The sequence below is a fragment of the Candidatus Pelagibacter communis genome, from assembly GCF_001179965.1.
Lineage (GTDB): Bacteria > Pseudomonadota > Alphaproteobacteria > Pelagibacterales > Pelagibacteraceae > Pelagibacter.
In genome coordinates this window covers 40,323-56,239 of sequence record NZ_CVSH01000026.1, presented here as the reverse complement: position 1 = coordinate 56,239, position 15,917 = coordinate 40,323, and the positions used below count along the sequence as shown (strand labels likewise).

The window sequence follows — 15,917 nt, the reverse complement described above, 5'->3', positions numbered from 1 at the left end:
ATGCATGTTTTATTCACTCGACCGATAGATGACTCTAAAGATTTAATTTTAAAATTTAAATCCTTAGGTCATATTGTCTCCAGTATTCCAGTCATATCAATAAAGAAAAAAGAATATTCAAAAATAGATTTTTCTTCTTTTAAAGGGATAATATTTACAAGTTCAAATGCTATTAAGTTTTTAGATATTAAACTTTTGGATAAAAATATAAAATGTTTTTGTGTTGGAAATGCCACTGAACTTTTGGCTAAAGAAAAGGGTTTTCAAAATATATTTTCGGCTGAAGGTAATGTTAATAATTTAAAAGAAATAATTCTCCAAAACTTTAAAAGTTCGGAAGGTAAGTTACTTTATATAAGTGGTGAAACAATAACTTTTGAATTAGATAAATTTTTGATTTCAGAGGGATTGAACGTGAAAAGAGTAATTAATTATTCTTCTGACCCAATCGAAAAATTTAATGAAATTTTAATAGATGATTTAAAAAATAACGTTCCGGATATTGTTTATATATACTCACAAAATAGCGCAATTAGCTTTAAGAACTTAATTAAAAACTACAACTTGCAAAATCATTGGATGAACACTAATTTGATGTGTATTAGTGAAAAAACTTCTTCAGTTTTGAACGATATAAAATGGAAAAAAATATTTTTATTCAATCCAGGTGAAGAGGAGTATTTATTATATAAAATTTAATTATGGAACTATTTAAAAATTTTAAAGAATTATTTTTATCGGTTTGGGATAAAGGAATTTTGGGAATAGATATTTTCGAAATTTTAATTGGACTAGGTATTTTCCTAATATTTTTAATTTTCAGAGGACTAATAAGTAAATTAATTATTAAAAAATTAGAAGTAATATCAAAAAGAACCACAAATAAACTTGATGATACATTTGTAAATTCAATGGTTGGTCCTGCAAGATTTTTACCAATAGTTTTAGGTTTTTTTATTGCTAGCTATTACATGTCTTTTGATGAAGATAGCAGAGCTTTTGTTGATAATATAAATAGAACACTTATCACGATTTTAATATTTTGGATTATACATCAAATAATTGAGCCGATTTCTTATATATTAAGCGGTTTAGGAAAAATACTTACCCGTGAATTAATTGGATGGATAATAAAGTCTTTAAAAATTTTAATATTTATTTTGGGTGCCGCAGCAGTCCTTGAGCTATGGGGTATAAAGATTGGGCCAATTATTGCTGGATTAGGATTATTTGGAGTAGCCGTTGCACTAGGTGCACAAGACTTGTTTAAAAAATTTAATATCAGGAATTTTAGTTTTAGTAGAAAAAAGATTTAAAATGGGTGATTGGATTTTAGTAGAGGGAATTATAGAAGGTATAGTTGAAAGAATTGGTTTCAGATCTACAACGATAAGAAAATTTGATAAATCATTAGCAATAATTCCAAATTTTCAATTTGCAGAGAATGCGGTTATTAATGTTAGCCAAACTACAAATTGGATTATAAGTTGGGTTATTACATTGCAGTACGATACTACAGTTGATCAGCTAAAGATAATAAGAGATAAAATAGAGGAATATATAAAGTCACATGAAGATTTTAACTCTAAAATTGGATACGCTGTTCGAGTAGACAAGTTTTCAGATAGTTCAATAGATATGTATGTAAGGTGCTTTACTAATTCAGATAGTTGGGAGAACTGGTTGGAGGTTAAAGAGAGACTTGCAATTGAAATAAAACAAATTGTCGAAAAAAATGGTGCTTCCTTTGCATTTCCTAGTCAATCTATCTATGTTGAAAAAAAATGATTGCTATTTTTTACCTAGTACTTCAAGTTCTAAAGCTCTATTCTTATGTAGTAATTGCAAATGTAGTAATTAGTTGGTTAGTCGCTTTTAATGTTTTAAACACATCAAATAGATTTGTATATGCAATATTAGATTTTACTTACCGTTTAACGGAGCCAATTTTAAAAAAAATAAGAAGATTTTTACCGAATCTTGGAGCGCTTGATATTTCACCTATTATACTTCTTTTATTGATATGGTTCATAGAAATGTGTATGAAGCTTTATATAGCACCAATTATATTTAATTAGCTCATGATTTTAATAGACGGAAAAAAAATAGCTTCAGAATTAAGAGAAGATCTAAAAAAAGAAGTTTCTGAATTAAAAAAAAAATTTAATAAAGTTCCTGGTCTAACAGTAATATTAATTGGCGATCTAACGCCAAGTCAGATCTATGTAAGAAATAAGGAGAAATCCGCAAATGAAGTTGGTTTAAAGTCTGATGTAATAAAATACCCTGACAATGTAGAGGAAAAAACTGTTTTAAATAAAATCCAAGAGCTAAATAAAGATGATACAGTTTCTGGTATTTTAGTTCAACTACCTTTGCCAAAACATATTGATAAACAAAAAGTAATTGAAACAATAACTCCAGAAAAAGATGTTGATGGTTTTCATCCAATGAATGTTGGAAACTTATCTTCTGGATATGATAGTTCAGTTCCATGTACGCCACTTGGATGTTATTTATTAATAAAAAAAATTGAACCAAATCTTTCAGGAAAAAAAGCTGTTGTAGTTGGCAGATCGAATTTAAATGGCAAGCCCATGACACAATTATTATTAAAAGAAAACTGCACTGTTACTATAACTCATTCAAAAACTTCGGACCTTAAAGGTGAGTGTTTAAAAGGAGATATTATTGTTGCAGCTGTTGGTATACCAGAATTAGTAAAAGGCGATTGGGTTAAAAAAGATGCAATTGTTATAGATGTTGGGATCAATAAAACAGAAAAAGGTATTGTAGGAGATGTGGCTTTTGATGAGGTATCAAAAGTTGCAAAAGCTTTAACACCTGTACCTGGTGGCGTTGGACCAATGACAATTGCTTGTTTGCTTAAAAATACTATTGAGTGTTTTAAAAGATCACAAAAATAAATACTTCAAGATAGCTTTGATCTACCACCATCAACAGCAATAATTTGCCCTGTAACCCAAGAGCTATCTTCAGTAAGCAAAAATTTTGCCAATGCTGCTGAATCTTTTCCCTCACCTAATCTTTTTAATGGATGTGCTTTAGCTATACCTTCTGCAAGAGCTTTATTTTTTAGCATAGGCTGAGCAATTTTTGAGTTAGTTAAGCTTGGTGCTACACAGTTAACTCGAATGTTTGGGGCAAATTCAGCTGCGAGTGAAACTGTTAAACCTTCTACAGCAGCTTTAGCTGATGCTATTATAGAATGATTTGTGAAACCTCTTTGAGCAGCAACTGTAGAGAACAAAACAACCGATCCTTTATTTTTTTTTAAACTTTCTTGAAAACCTTTAATTGCGTCAACTGCAGAATAAAGATTTAACTTCATACACTTATTAAAATCTTGCTCTGTTGCCATTCGAAGTGGTTTTAAATCTATGGAGCCTACGCAATAAGCAATCCCGCAAACTTCATCAATATCTTTTTTGATTTTTTCTACAAATCCATCTTTTAGAACATCTGCAACTGAATAATTAAATCCAAGATTTGTTGAAATATTTTTAACCTCATTTTCATTTCTAGCAATTAAATGAACATTTGAAATACCAGCATTTTTTAACTGTTTTGCTAAACTGGATCCAATTGAACCTGTGGCACCAAATATCAAAAACTTTCCTGACATAAATAATAATTACGTTATAGTTATATTATGAAGTTATTTTTTATACTTGGAAACCAGTTATTTCCACCAAAATATTTAGACCGCTTCAAAAATGATCACCTATTTTTTATGTCCGAAGACTATGAATTGTGCACTTATGAAAAGCATCATAAGTTAAAAATTCTACTTTTTTTATCTGCAATGAGATCTCACGCAGATAATCTAAAAAAAAATAAGTTTAAAATTGAGTATACGAAAATTGACTCAGGTGATTTTAAAAAAGATTATTTAGAAAAAATAAAAAAAATTATTAAATCCAAAAAAAATCAAAGAGATTACTAGTTTTGAAATTGAAGATAAGTTTTTTGAAAAAAAAGTACAAAACTTTGTTAAAAAAAACGATTTGATTTGGCATCAAATTAAATCGCCAATGTTTCTAAACACTAGAGAGGAATTTAATAATTATCTTTCAAAAAATAAAAGACCGTTCATGGCCACTTTTTATAAAGGTACTAGACAAAAGCTTGATATATTAATGAAGAAAGACGGAACACCAGAAGGCGGAAAATGGAGTTTTGATGAAGATAATAGAAAGAAACTTCCTAAAAATACGAAAGTTCCAAAATTTCCAACAATCGCTGAAACAAAGCATACAAAAAATTTAAAACCTATTATTGAAAAAATTTTTAAAGATCATCCAGGAAGTATACAAAATTTTTGGTTTGCAACAGAATATGATGATGTAGTTAAACTTCTTAACTTCTTTCTTAAAGAGAAGTCAAATTTATTTGGAGATTATGAAGATGCAGTTGATCAAGGAAACAACATTTTATTTCATAGCGCTTTAAGTCCGTATATTAATTTAGGTCTTATAACACCAGAATTTATAATTTCTAAAACTTTAGAATTTCATAAAAAGAATAAAATCCGACTAAATTCTCTAGAAGGTTATGTAAGACAGGTTATTGGTTGGAGAGAGTTTATGCGAGGAGTTTATCAACAGTATAGTAATGAAATGGAAACAAGAAATTTTTTTAAGCAAAATAGAAAAATGAAAGACTCGTGGTATGAGGGAACAACAGGTTTACCGCCACTAGATCATGCAATTAAAAATGCATTAAATCACGGATGGTCACATCATATTGAAAGACTTATGATACTTTCAAATATTATGAACTTGTGTGAATTGAAACCTAAAATTGTTTACAAATGGTTCATGGAAATGTTTGTGGACTCATCTGATTGGGTAATGGTGCCAAATGTTTATGGAATGGGTTTATTCAGTGATGGAGGAATTTTTGCTACTAAGCCTTATATTTGTGGATCAAGTTACTTTATGAAAATGATGGATTTTAAAAAAGGTGAATGGTGCAATACCATGGATGGTTTGTACTGGAGATTTATTAATAGAAATAGAAATTTCTTTTTAAAAAATCCAAGACTTTCAATGATGGTAAGAATTTTTGATAAGATGAAACCTGAGAGAAAAAAATTAATATTGTCAGAGGCTGAAAAATTTATAAATAAGAATACATATGGCAATTAAAGTTTTTTTTAACAATTCATGCAATGTTTGTAGATTAGAGATAAACCACTACAAAAAAATTGCTGACAGTAATCTTGAGTGGATTGATATCACGAATAATGATGAGGCTCTAAAAATAACATCTAAATCTCAAGAAGAATTATTAAGAAGACTTCATGTCATCGATGATGGAAAGGTAATAGGTGGAGCAAAAGCTTTTATTATTATTTGGTCAAAAATTCCAAAATATAATTTTTTAGCCAAAATCTTAAGTTTTAAACCTTTATTTTTTTTATTTAATTACGCTTATGAATTTGTAGCTTATTTTTTATTTTTAAAAAACAAACACCAACTCAATGAAAAAACAAAACCTACCAACTAAGTTATGTCCAATTTGTGAAAGGCCATTTAAATGGAGAAAAAAATGGAAGCTAAATTGGGAAAAAGTAAAATATTGTTCTAAAAAATGTTCATCAAAAAAATAAATATCTAAAAGTTAGCTAAAAGTTGCAATAATTTTAGGAATGTAATTTTTAAAATTAAAAAATCCTTTATTACAATATTGCCAAGAATACTGGTCAAGTTTTCTGTATAGAAAATTCAAATTTAAGTTATTTGTATTTAGATAATCTAAGTTTTCACCAACATTTGGATATAATCCAATAATTTTTTCATCGATGTTTTTAATTTCATTTATATCAATAACTTCGCAATCAATTGATTGCTCTTTTAATCTATGTTCCTGATCATTGATTAAAAGTGATTTAAATTTCATTACTTTTTCACTAAGTTTGATTGATCTATCTCTATTAGATATTAAATAAATTTTTTTGAACTTTTTATTTTTAAAGTCAGTGAATTCAAAAGAAAGATTGTTATCAAAAATTAACAAACTATTTTCTTCAATATTTTCAGAATTAATAAAATTCTGTTTTATTATTGAGTAAGTTTTGTCTGAAATTTTTGGAGGAGCGTTCTCATTTAACTTAATATTTTTAAATCTATCTTTGGTAAATTTTTTTATATTCCATTCGCTCGCAAGATAATGCTTTCCTTGTGTTTGAACTCCTGCAACCCATCTCCATCCGAGAGTATTTGATGCTGCATCTCCATCATATAGATGATGCATAAAAAATTCTGCACCAAGTTGCCAAGGCAAATCAAGTGTAAAAATCCAAATACTGGCAAACCACATTCTTGTATGATTATGTAAGTAGTTATTTTCTTTCAATTCACTTACCCATTCATTAAAGCAATCAATATTAGTTTTACCATTTATTGCATTTTGATAATTTGTGTCGTTTTTATATTTTTCTCGAATATTTTTAAGATCAATTAAATAGTCGTCCCAAACATTTGGTCTTAATTCTAGCCAACCTTTCCAATATGTTCTCCAGAGTACTTCCTGTATGAACTTTTCGTTTTTTGAAAAAGAATACTTATCCAGTGATTTTTTTATTATTTCAACTTCGTTAATTACACCATGGGTTATATAAGGTGATAAGCAAGAAACATTATTTCGTTTATCAGGGCCAAAATCAAAGTTTCTTAGCTTCGAATAATCAGAAAGATTATTTTCAACAAAATTATTTAATTTATTTATAGCTTTCGCTCTCGAGGCTTCAAACTTCATATTTGTTATTTTAATTTTTTTTTGTGGAAATTAATAAACCTTTCAACATTAGCTTTATTAAAAGATTTATTTTCTTCAAAAGAGACTTTCTTCATTGAGTAAGCACTACTTTTTGTCATTCTTGATTGAATTGTAACATTTCCTTTATATAGCTTAAGTTTTACAGTTCCATTAACCTTCTTTCTTTTTTGATCCACAATTTTTTGTAATTTTAATCTTTCTTTAGAAAACCAATAACCATTGTAAATTAATTCAGCATATCTTGGCATAATGGAGTCTTTTTTATGCATAGTATCTCTATCTAGTGTTACAGACTCTATTGCTCTATGAGCAATTAAAAGCAATGTCCCTCCGGGTGTTTCATAAACTCCTCTAGATTTTATTCCAATGAATCTATTTTCAACTAAATCAACTCTCCCAATTCCATTTTTTCCACCTAACTGATTTAATTTTTCTAAAATTTTCTCTGGAGTTAATTTCTTTCCATTTACACTTGTTGGATCGCCATTTTTAAATCCAATTGATAAATAAGTAGGTTTATTAGGTGCTTTCTCAGGTGAAATTGTCCTTTGAAAAATAAACTCTGGAGCTGAATTTTTTGGATTTTCTAAAACTTTACCCTCAGTCGATGTATGAAATAAATTATCATCAACTGAAAAGGGTGGCGCCCCTTTTTTGTCTTTTGGAATTGAAATATTATTCTTTCTTGCATAATTTATTAAGTCTGTTCTTGATTTTAATTTCCAAATTCTCCAAGGAGCAATAACTTTTATTTTTGGACCAAAATAATGATAACCCAATTCAAATCTTACTTGATCATTTCCTTTGCCTGTTGATCCATGGGAAACAGCAAAAGCTTTATTTTTTTTTGCAACTTGAATTTGGTCTTTTGCAATTAAAGGTCTAGCAATTGATGTACCTAATAGATAAACACCTTCATAAATGGCGTGACCTCTAATCATTGGAAATACGTAATCTTTTACAAAAATATTTTTAAGGTTATTGATGACTATTTTTTTTACACCTAGTTTTTTTGCATTTTTAATTATTTTCTTTTTATTGAGTTCTTGGCCAATATCTGCGGTATAAGCAATTACTTCAGCATTATAGTTTTCTTGGAGCCATTTAAGTATTATGGAAGTGTCTAAACCGCCTGAATAAGCGAGAACAATTTTTTTTTTACTCATTATTCTAACTACAGCTTTTCTTTGCCTCGTTATAAGCTTTTGTGAAACCTAGAAGTGAATAATGGTCAATAGTTTGTGAACCAGATGAATTATGTCCTGATATCATAATTCTTGATCCTCTTTTCATAGTTTTAATCATTTTTTTTTCAATTTTAGCATCTGCAATCCAGGCAAAGCCTTGTTGCGAAATATCAAAATTATATTTGTACTTTCCAGACTTAGCAGTAATAGAATTTTTTTTATTAAACTCATAACCTGAAGTAATACTTATCTCATCTTTAATTTTTTCATTGGGTCTAAAACTAACAAATAGTCTTGCATCCCTTTTGTTTGTTTTTGGAGCTTGAAGAACCGGTTTTGATTGAGCAAAACAAGTAATGCCACTATCTCTTACTAAAACCATAGCTTCCCAATCTTTAAATTTACCTATTTTTTTTATTTCCTCAGCTGATGCAGCAAGACTTAATGTCATTAACACAGATAGTAATAATATTTTTTTAACTATGGACATGGATTTGGATATATACTTTGCACTTCATTAATTTCTTTTAAAATTTCTTTTGTTAAATTTACATTTACACTTTCTATATCTGTTTTCAACTGATCCATTCTTGTAGCGCCAATTATTACACTAGTAACGAAGGGTTGAATTTCACAGAATTTTAAAGACATCTGGGCCATATCTAAGTCAAATTTTTTAGCTATTTCATAATAAGCATCAACAGCTTTTTCAGTATTTGGCTTATTATATCTCGTCCAAAAATCTCCATCTACCGCAAGTCTTGATTTTTCTGGTCTTTCTTGATTTCTATATTTCCCAGTCAAGAAACCAATTGCAAGAGGTGAATAAGCTAAGAGGCCCATTTGTTCTCTCACAGATATTTCCGCTAAACCTATCTCATAAGTTCTGTTAAGTAAATTATATGGATTTTGAACTGACATCATCCTTGGTAATTTTTTTTCTTTAGAAATTTGTAAAAATTTAGAAGCTCCCCACGGCGTTTCATTTGATAATCCTACGTATCTAATCTTACCTGCTTGAATGAATTTTTGTAAGTTTTCTAAAACATCTTCAAATTTATTCCATTCACCGTTGTCATTATGTTCATAACCCAGTCTTCCAAACATATTGGTATTTCTTTCAGGCCAATGCAATTGATATAAATCTATATAATCTGTTTGTAATCTTTTTAAACTTCCGTCAATTGCCTCTGTCATATTTTTAATTCCAAATTGATTGCCACCACCTCTTACATATGATCTCATTGGACCCGCAACTTTTGTTGCAAGGATGACTTTTTCTCTTTTTTTTTGTTTTTTTAAACCAGTTACCAATTATAATTTCTGTGTGACCGAAAGTTTCTGCTTTTGGTGGAATTGAGTAAATTTCTGCTGTATCCCAAAAATTTACACCTTGATCTAAAGCAAAATCCATTTGTTCAAAACCTTCTTGCTCTGTGTTTTGTTCACCCCAGGTCATGGTACCGAGACAAATTGTACTCACTTTTAAGTCTGTGTTACCCAATTTCTTATAATTCATTAAAATTTTGCTTTTTTTGATTACTTGAAAATATAAAAAAATATTATTATATATATTATATGGATTTTAATAGACAAAATATCTTTCAGGCAACAGCTGCCAAAAAAACCGTAGTATGGGACGAAGGTCTAAGATCTTACATGCTAAAGATCTATAACTATATGGCAACTGGTGTCCTTCTAACTGGAATTATTGCGTTATTATCATTTAAGATGTCTGTAGTAACAGACTCTCAAGGTGCCATCGTAGGTTTTACCTCATTAGGTAATGCACTTTTCTTTTCAGGTTTAAAATGGATAGTGATGTTAGCTCCGCTAGGGGTGGTGTTTTATATGAGCTTTGGAATAAACAAAATGAGTGCTGCTAAGGCACAAACAGTATTTTGGATTTTTGCGGCTTTAATGGGATTGTCATTGTCTTGGATCCTTCTAGTTTATACTGGTGTAAGTGTTGCTAGAGTTTTTTTCATCACATCAGCTACTTTTGGTGCTATGAGTATTTATGGATACACTACTAAAAGAGATTTAACAAAATTTGGATCTTTTCTAATGATGGGTCTAATTGGAATAATTATTGCATCACTTGTAAATATATTTTTAAAATCTGCGATGATGTATTTTGTTATCTCTATATTAGGAGTATTAATCTTTGTTGGTTTAACTGCATACGATACTCAAAAAATCAAAAATATGTACGCGGCATCAGATTCAGGTGAAGTTATCGGTAAAAAAGCAGTAATGGGTGCACTTACCCTTTATTTAGATTTTATCAACTTGTTCATAATGCTTCTAAGACTTTTCGGACAAAGAAGATAACTCGATCTCTATAATTTTTTCCAATTTGTACTTTTTAATAATACCTCTAAACTATTAGAGTTTTTATAAATCTTACCTTTTGAATCTGTTATTAAATATTTCAAATTTTTATTTGAAGGTTTAAAATTTTTGCAAATTTTATACATTGCATTTTCTGCAGAATTTTTAAAAACACTAAATCCAACTTGTTTACTTGATATAGATAGACCATAATCTTTCCAAGAACCTTGAGAAACCATTTTTGCATATAGGTCTAGTATTATTTTTAACTCATTCTTTTCAAAAAAATGTTTTTTATCTTTTTCATTCGTGGTGTTATCTACTACAAGTTTGAGGATTTTATTCATCAAGTTTGTACTTATTAATTACATTAAATTGAAAAGCAGTGAATATAAATGTTATAGGTAACATCCCCCAAACTTTAAAATTTACCCAAAATTCCTCTGTTTGAGTCCTCCAAACTATTTCATTCATTATCGCAAGAGCAAAAAAGAAATATACCCACCTCTGGTTTAATATCCTCCAACCTTCATCTGTAATTTTAATTGCACCATCCAGCATTTTCTTTAACAATGGTTCTTTAGTAAAAAACTTCCCAAACATTAAAGCTAGTCCAAATAATATATTGATTATTGTAGGCTTAATATAAATAAAAATTGGATTTTTAAAATAAATTGTCAAACCGCCAAAAAAAGTTATCAAAATTCCTCCTATAAGAGGAACCATTGGAATTTTTTTCTCTTTTATCCAAACAAAAATTAAAGCGATTAGTGTGGCAATTATGAAAGGAGGTATTGCTATTTCTAAACTTTTATCATTTTTGTAATAAAAAGAGAAAAATATTAAAAGTGGACCAAAGTCTGTGACAAATTTGAAAAATGATTTATTCACAAAAAGATATTAACAGATTTCAAAAAACTTTAATATTTTTTTATTGATTTTTAAATTTAAATACACATATAATAACTCTAATGAGCATTCAAAAAGCAAAGTTTTCAATTGGTGACATCGTTAAACATAAACACTTTGATTTTAGAGGTGTAATATATGATGTTGATTTTAAATTCAGTAATTCCGAGGAATGGTACCAATCTATTCCTAAGAATGTGAGACCAAGAAAAGACCAACCCTTTTATCATCTTCTTGCTGAGAATGATGATGTTACTTATGAAGCCTACGTCTCAGAGCAAAATCTATTAGTCGACGACTCAGAAGAGCCAATTAAACATCCTTTAATTAACGAAATTTTCTCAGGCAAAAAGGGATCTAGCTATTTTAAGCCTTCAAATTAACCAAATACATTATTTAAACACAATTAGCTCAAAACTTTGTCATATAGGTTTGTTATTTAATTTTTACTGACCGAGAATGAAATTGTTTCCCTTATAAATTATCTCCCTCTCATTCTTGGTCAGTATTGACCTTTTAGCTCATTCAATCTCTTAATAATTTGTATATAATTTAGGATGAATTTTTTTAATCAAAGCAAAATTTTTTCATTTATTAACAAGTACCATAATTTAATTTTAGTATTTTTCTTAGCAGTTTTATCGTTAGGATTAATTGAAGCTTTAATTATTTCTCCTGAGGATTATTTGCAAGGACACTCGGTTAGAATAATGTATGTACACGTTCCATCTGCGTGGATATCTTTAGGAATTTTTTCTTCCATGGCTTTTTTATCTATTTTAGTTTTTATTTTTAAAAATAAAAATTTAGTAATAATTACTAAAAGTCTGGCGCCATCGGGATTTATTTTTACTTTAATTGCTTTAGTAACAGGATCGATTTGGGGCAAACCTACGTGGGGAACTTGGTGGGCTTGGGATGCTAGAATTACAACTATGCTAATTTTGTGCCTATTTTATTTGATGTACCTATTAGCTTGGAGAATTTTTGAGAATAAAGATAGTGTTGTAAAAATTACGTCTTTAATAACTATTATTGGAGCTTTTAACATACCAATTATAAAATTCTCTGTTGATTGGTGGAGTACACTTCACCAACCTTCCTCCATAAAAATATTATCTGATTCAAAAATTCATGAGTCGATGTTGGTGCCTTTGATAATAATGACTGCGGCATTTGCCCTGTTTTCTTTGCTGATTTTTTTAATGAAATATAATACAGAACTGATAAAGATAAAAAATAAAGGTTTAGATAGACTATGATAAATTTTTTAAGCATGAATGGATATGGTGTTTATGTTTTTTCTGCATTCGTTTTTACAATGGTAAGTTTTTTAGGACTATACTTGATTGTTAGATATCAGCTAAAAAAAGAGAAACAAAAATTTGCTGAAAAATTTGGTAAACTTAAACTGGATAAAGTTTCTGTAGCTAATAAACAAAAAATTAACAAAGAAATATTATCAGCAAGTATTTTTTCAAAAATTTAACTTTAACAAATGTATGGTAAAAAAGTTAAGTTAAGACTTACATTCTTAATAGTTCTAATTTTATCTCTTGGATTAACAATTTATTTAGTTTTGGTATCATTAAAAGAAAATGTTGTTTATTTTTTGTCGCCCACAGAGATAAAAGCTCTTAGTGAATTAAAAAAAGATAAAATCAGGATTGGTGGCATGGTTAAAAAGAATTCTATTAACGTAAATAATGATAAGATCATATTTGTAATTACCGATTTTAAAAATGAGATTAATGTAACTTACTCAGGTCTTGTACCAAATTTGTTTCAAGAAAATAAAGGAGTAGTTGCGGAAGGATTTTTGAGAGATAAAAATTATTTTAAAGCAGTAAAAATTTTAGCTAAGCATGATGAAAACTATATGCCTCCAGAATTAAGCAACAAAAAGGGGGATAAATAAATTGATTTTTAATTTTATTGGAAATTATTCTGTAATTATCTCGCTTTTCCTATCTTTTGCAATTTTTTTTAGAACAATTTTTAGATTAAAAAATCTTAATGAGTTAATAAAAATAGATCTAAAAAAATTAATTTTTTTTCAATTTTTTTTTATTCTTGTAAGTTTTATTTGTTTACTTATTCTTTTTATAAATTCAGAATTTAGTAATATTACTGTCTATTATAATTCGCATACAACAAAACCATTTTTTTATAAAGTAAGTGGTCTATGGGGAAACCATGAGGGAAGTTTATTGCTTTGGTTATTAATATTAACCTTTATTAACTTTTTATATTTCTCTAGATCATATAGTAGATCAACTAAGGAAAGGCTACTAACTGTTATATTTCAACAAATCATAATCTTTGGTTTTATAGCTTTTTTAATTTTTACATCAAATCCATTTAATGAAATATTTCCTTCTCCAAAAGAGGGACTAGGACTAAATCCTATTCTACAGGATCCATTATTAGCCATTCATCCACCAATTCTTTATTTGGGTTACGTTTCTACATCCATTATTTTTTCTTCAGGTCTATCCTCTTTAGTAATGGGCAATGTTAACAGCAATTGGGCATCTCACATTAAAAAGTGGATACTTTGCTCATGGATCTTTCTAACTGGAGGTATTTTATTAGGTTCCATTTGGGCTTACTATGAACTGGGTTGGGGTGGCTTTTGGTTTTGGGACCCGGTCGAAAATATATCTTTAATGCCATGGATAAGTTTAACTGCTCTTCTGCATTGTATATTAGTTTTAGAGAAAAGATCATCTTTAGGATCCTGGTCAATAATTTTATGTATATCTACTTTTACTTTGAGCGTTTGTGGAACTTTTTTGGTAAGATCTGGAATTCTAAATTCAGTTCACACTTTTGCAAATGATCCCGAAAGAGGTTTATATATTTTAATTTTTTTATTTTTTATAATATTCTTATCTTTAGTACTTTATTTTTTTTATGAGGATAAATTAAATTTCTCCAATAAAAGTTTTGGGTTAATCACAAAAGAAAGTCATATTTTAATAAATAATTGGTTTTTGATGTATTTTTTGTCAGTAATTTTAATAGGTACAATTTATCCAATTTTTCTAGAAGTAATATCAAACCAAAGAATTTCAGTAGGACCGCCATTTTTTAATAAGCTTATTATTCCCTTTTTAATTCCCTTTTTAATTTTTATGTCACTTGGCCCCAATTTAGGATGGTTAAGTAGTAAAAAAATTGAAAAAAAATAATTTTGCTTACATTTTTTATTATAAACTTATTTTTAAGTTTCTTTATTTTGAAAATAATAGGCAAAGTAAAGCTTCTTACTTTATTATTACTTGCAGCTAATTTTTACTTATTTTTTACGACTGTAAAAGATTTTTTAAAAAAAGGTTATAAAAATTTTTCACAAACTGTCTCACACTTTGGATTTAGTCTTCTTATATTAAGTATTATTTTAAATGCAATTTTTTCAAAAGAAATCATAGCAAATCTGAAGGTTGGTGAGGGATTAAGTTTTGAAAATAATCAAATTATTTTTAAAAAAATAGAGACAAGCTCAGGTCCAAATTTTGAAAAAATTGTTGGAGTTTTTATTATTAGACATAAAAAAAAAATTGATACTAAGTTTATGCCTGAAGTAAGGATATATAATCAACCAGAGGTCATCACTAGTGAAGCTTTTATTAAAACAAGTATTTTTAAAGATAGATTTTTAGTTATAAATCCTGTTAAAGATAAAACATATTTCAATGTCCGCTACCAAGAAAAACCATTAATGGTTTGGATATGGATTTCTACAATTCTTATAATGATTGGCGGGTGTATTAATTTTTTAAGGAATGAAAAATAAAATATTTGTTACTATCAGTTTTGTTTTATTTTCCTTTTGTTTTGCAGTATTTTATGTAGGTTTGCAGAAACCTAATATATATACACCAAAACTTGATAAACAAATTGAGCTACCGAATTTTGTAGGCAATGATTTTTTTTCAGGAGAAAAGGTTATCTCTGATAATCTTTTAAAAAAAAATAGTTATTATATTATTAATATATGGGCATCTTGGTGTGTTCCATGTAGAGCTGAGCATTCATTTCTAATGGCACTTAATAATAAAAATTTGAATTTGTTAGGCATTAACTACAAAGATAATATTAGTAATGCTCAATCTTTTTTAAATGAGCTTGGTAATCCTTACTCAAAAATTTTATCAGATAAAAATGGTATTACATCAATTGAGTTAGGTGCATACGGTGTTCCCGAAACTTTTATTGTAAATAAAGAAAAGAAAATAATTAAAAAAATTATTGGACCCATAGATAATGAAAAATTTAATGAAATATTAGAATTAATAAAATGAAAAAACTAATTTTTTTTATAACTTTCTTTATCATTTTAAGTAATAATTATTTACTAGCGGTAGATAAACCTACTGAATTAGAGAATAAAATTTTTAAAAATCTTCGTTGTCTAATATGTCAAGGTCAATCTATCTATGACTCTCAGTCCGATTTTGCTGAGAGTATGAAAATAGTAGTAAGAAAAAACTTATCAAATGGAATGTCCGAAAAAGATATTTACCAATTTATGAAGAAAAATTATGGAGAATGGGTTTTGTATAATCCAGAAATAAACAAAGGAACTTATTTATTATGGGGCTTACCTATTATACTTTTTGTTGTAGGAGGTGCCATAATTATAAGAAAATTAGGTGTTTTCAAGAAGTAACAATACGA

General features: G+C 28.2%; 20 protein-coding genes and 3 pseudogenes. 16 read left to right on the top strand and 7 right to left on the bottom strand.

Going from position 1 to position 15,917, the window contains the following annotated elements; genetic code table 11:
• The 4 genes and pseudogenes from AMN73_RS01135 to AMN73_RS01120 all read left to right on the top strand — a co-directional run bounded on the left by AMN73_RS01135 (position 1) and on the right by AMN73_RS01120 (position 2,927).
• Positions 1–699: a uroporphyrinogen-III synthase gene (locus AMN73_RS01135; protein ID WP_075534471.1), complete on the top strand. Its 699-nt coding sequence runs from the start codon at positions 1–3 to the stop codon at positions 697–699.
• A 2-nt stretch (positions 700–701) separates the two neighbouring features.
• Positions 702–1,788, top strand: a pseudogene (locus AMN73_RS04615) (mechanosensitive ion channel family protein).
• On the top strand, positions 1,785–2,078 hold the full coding sequence (locus AMN73_RS01125) for a YggT family protein (protein ID WP_075534470.1): 294 nt from the start codon (positions 1,785–1,787) through the stop codon (positions 2,076–2,078). Before AMN73_RS04615 ends, AMN73_RS01125 begins: the two are co-directional and overlap by 4 nt.
• Positions 2,079–2,081: 3 nt before the next feature.
• Positions 2,082–2,927 carry a bifunctional 5,10-methylenetetrahydrofolate dehydrogenase/5,10-methenyltetrahydrofolate cyclohydrolase gene (locus AMN73_RS01120; RefSeq protein WP_075534469.1) on the top strand — a complete coding sequence of 282 codons (846 nt, stop codon included), beginning with the start codon at positions 2,082–2,084 and terminating at the stop codon, positions 2,925–2,927.
• Positions 2,928–2,932: 5 nt separating this feature from the next.
• Here AMN73_RS01120 and AMN73_RS01115 read toward each other — a convergent pair whose 3' ends face one another.
• Positions 2,933–3,646 carry an SDR family NAD(P)-dependent oxidoreductase gene (locus tag AMN73_RS01115; RefSeq protein ID WP_075534468.1) on the bottom strand — a complete coding sequence of 238 codons (714 nt, stop codon included), beginning with the start codon at positions 3,644–3,646 and terminating at the stop codon, positions 2,933–2,935.
• Between the two features lie 27 nt (positions 3,647–3,673).
• Here AMN73_RS01115 and AMN73_RS01110 point away from each other — a divergent pair.
• From AMN73_RS01110 to AMN73_RS04610, 3 genes and pseudogenes are all read left to right on the top strand, one after another.
• Positions 3,674–5,171, top strand: a pseudogene (locus tag AMN73_RS01110) (cryptochrome/photolyase family protein).
• Positions 5,161–5,532 (top strand): thiol-disulfide oxidoreductase DCC family protein, encoded by a 372-nt coding sequence (locus AMN73_RS01105; RefSeq protein WP_075534467.1) that lies wholly within the window; start codon positions 5,161–5,163, stop codon positions 5,530–5,532. Before AMN73_RS01110 ends, AMN73_RS01105 begins: the two are co-directional and overlap by 11 nt.
• On the top strand, positions 5,507–5,635 hold the full coding sequence (locus AMN73_RS04610; protein WP_075534466.1) for a DUF2256 domain-containing protein: 129 nt from the start codon (positions 5,507–5,509) through the stop codon (positions 5,633–5,635). The genes AMN73_RS01105 and AMN73_RS04610 overlap by 26 nt, the downstream gene beginning before the upstream one ends.
• 11 nt (positions 5,636–5,646) lie before the next feature.
• On the opposite strand, the gene AMN73_RS01095 is transcribed toward AMN73_RS04610, so the two are convergent.
• The 4 genes and pseudogenes from AMN73_RS01095 to AMN73_RS01080 all read right to left on the bottom strand — a co-directional run bounded on the left by AMN73_RS01095 (position 5,647) and on the right by AMN73_RS01080 (position 9,510).
• Complete coding sequence (locus AMN73_RS01095; protein ID WP_075534465.1) at positions 5,647–6,783, bottom strand: FAD-binding domain-containing protein; 1,137 nt, start codon at positions 6,781–6,783, stop codon at positions 5,647–5,649.
• 5 nt (positions 6,784–6,788) lie between these two features.
• Positions 6,789–7,973 (bottom strand): argininosuccinate synthase, encoded by a 1,185-nt coding sequence (locus tag AMN73_RS01090; RefSeq protein ID WP_075534464.1) that lies wholly within the window; start codon positions 7,971–7,973, stop codon positions 6,789–6,791.
• A gap of 1 nt (position 7,974) precedes the next feature.
• Positions 7,975–8,481 (bottom strand): invasion associated locus B family protein, encoded by a 507-nt coding sequence (locus AMN73_RS01085; protein ID WP_075534463.1) that lies wholly within the window; start codon positions 8,479–8,481, stop codon positions 7,975–7,977.
• A pseudogene (locus AMN73_RS01080) lies at positions 8,472–9,510 on the bottom strand (aldo/keto reductase). The gene AMN73_RS01085 and the pseudogene AMN73_RS01080 overlap by 10 nt, the downstream one beginning before the upstream one ends.
• Before the next feature lie 59 nt (positions 9,511–9,569).
• Here AMN73_RS01080 and AMN73_RS01075 point away from each other — a divergent pair.
• Complete coding sequence (locus tag AMN73_RS01075; RefSeq protein WP_075534462.1) at positions 9,570–10,325, top strand: Bax inhibitor-1/YccA family protein; 756 nt, start codon at positions 9,570–9,572, stop codon at positions 10,323–10,325.
• Positions 10,326–10,333: 8 nt separating this feature from the next.
• Here the strand turns inward: AMN73_RS01075 and AMN73_RS01070 are convergent, their stop codons facing one another.
• Complete coding sequence (locus AMN73_RS01070) at positions 10,334–10,672, bottom strand: DUF2794 domain-containing protein (RefSeq protein ID WP_075534461.1); 339 nt, start codon at positions 10,670–10,672, stop codon at positions 10,334–10,336.
• Complete coding sequence (locus AMN73_RS01065) at positions 10,665–11,216, bottom strand: septation protein A (protein WP_075534460.1); 552 nt, start codon at positions 11,214–11,216, stop codon at positions 10,665–10,667. Before AMN73_RS01065 ends, AMN73_RS01070 begins: the two co-directional genes overlap by 8 nt.
• Before the next feature lie 80 nt (positions 11,217–11,296).
• On the opposite strand from AMN73_RS01065, the gene hspQ reads away from it, so the two are divergent.
• The 8 genes from hspQ (at position 11,297) to AMN73_RS01030 (ending at position 15,909) form a co-directional block, all read left to right on the top strand.
• Complete coding sequence (gene hspQ / locus AMN73_RS01060; RefSeq protein WP_075534459.1) at positions 11,297–11,617, top strand: heat shock protein HspQ; 321 nt, start codon at positions 11,297–11,299, stop codon at positions 11,615–11,617.
• A gap of 174 nt (positions 11,618–11,791) precedes the next feature.
• Positions 11,792–12,496: a heme ABC transporter permease CcmC gene (ccmC, locus tag AMN73_RS01055; protein WP_075534458.1), complete on the top strand. Its 705-nt coding sequence runs from the start codon at positions 11,792–11,794 to the stop codon at positions 12,494–12,496.
• A complete protein-coding gene (locus AMN73_RS01050) occupies positions 12,493–12,723 on the top strand; it encodes a heme exporter protein CcmD (protein ID WP_075534457.1) in 231 nt (76 codons plus the stop codon). Before ccmC ends, AMN73_RS01050 begins: the two co-directional genes overlap by 4 nt.
• Before the next feature lie 9 nt (positions 12,724–12,732).
• A complete protein-coding gene (gene ccmE, locus AMN73_RS01045; protein ID WP_075534456.1) occupies positions 12,733–13,152 on the top strand; it encodes a cytochrome c maturation protein CcmE in 420 nt (139 codons plus the stop codon).
• A gap of 1 nt (position 13,153) precedes the next feature.
• Positions 13,154–14,428 carry a heme lyase CcmF/NrfE family subunit gene (locus AMN73_RS01040; RefSeq protein WP_256997813.1) on the top strand — a complete coding sequence of 425 codons (1,275 nt, stop codon included), beginning with the start codon at positions 13,154–13,156 and terminating at the stop codon, positions 14,426–14,428.
• 47 nt (positions 14,429–14,475) lie between these two features.
• Positions 14,476–15,033 carry a cytochrome c-type biogenesis CcmF C-terminal domain-containing protein gene (locus tag AMN73_RS04515; RefSeq protein ID WP_256997812.1) on the top strand — a complete coding sequence of 186 codons (558 nt, stop codon included), beginning with the start codon at positions 14,476–14,478 and terminating at the stop codon, positions 15,031–15,033.
• Positions 15,023–15,541, top strand: a complete 519-nt coding sequence (locus AMN73_RS01035) for a DsbE family thiol:disulfide interchange protein (protein WP_075534455.1) — start codon at positions 15,023–15,025, stop codon at positions 15,539–15,541. The genes AMN73_RS04515 and AMN73_RS01035 overlap by 11 nt, the downstream gene beginning before the upstream one ends.
• On the top strand, positions 15,538–15,909 hold the full coding sequence (locus AMN73_RS01030) for a cytochrome c-type biogenesis protein (RefSeq protein ID WP_075534454.1): 372 nt from the start codon (positions 15,538–15,540) through the stop codon (positions 15,907–15,909). Before AMN73_RS01035 ends, AMN73_RS01030 begins: the two co-directional genes overlap by 4 nt.
• Positions 15,910–15,917: the final 8 nt, after the last annotated feature.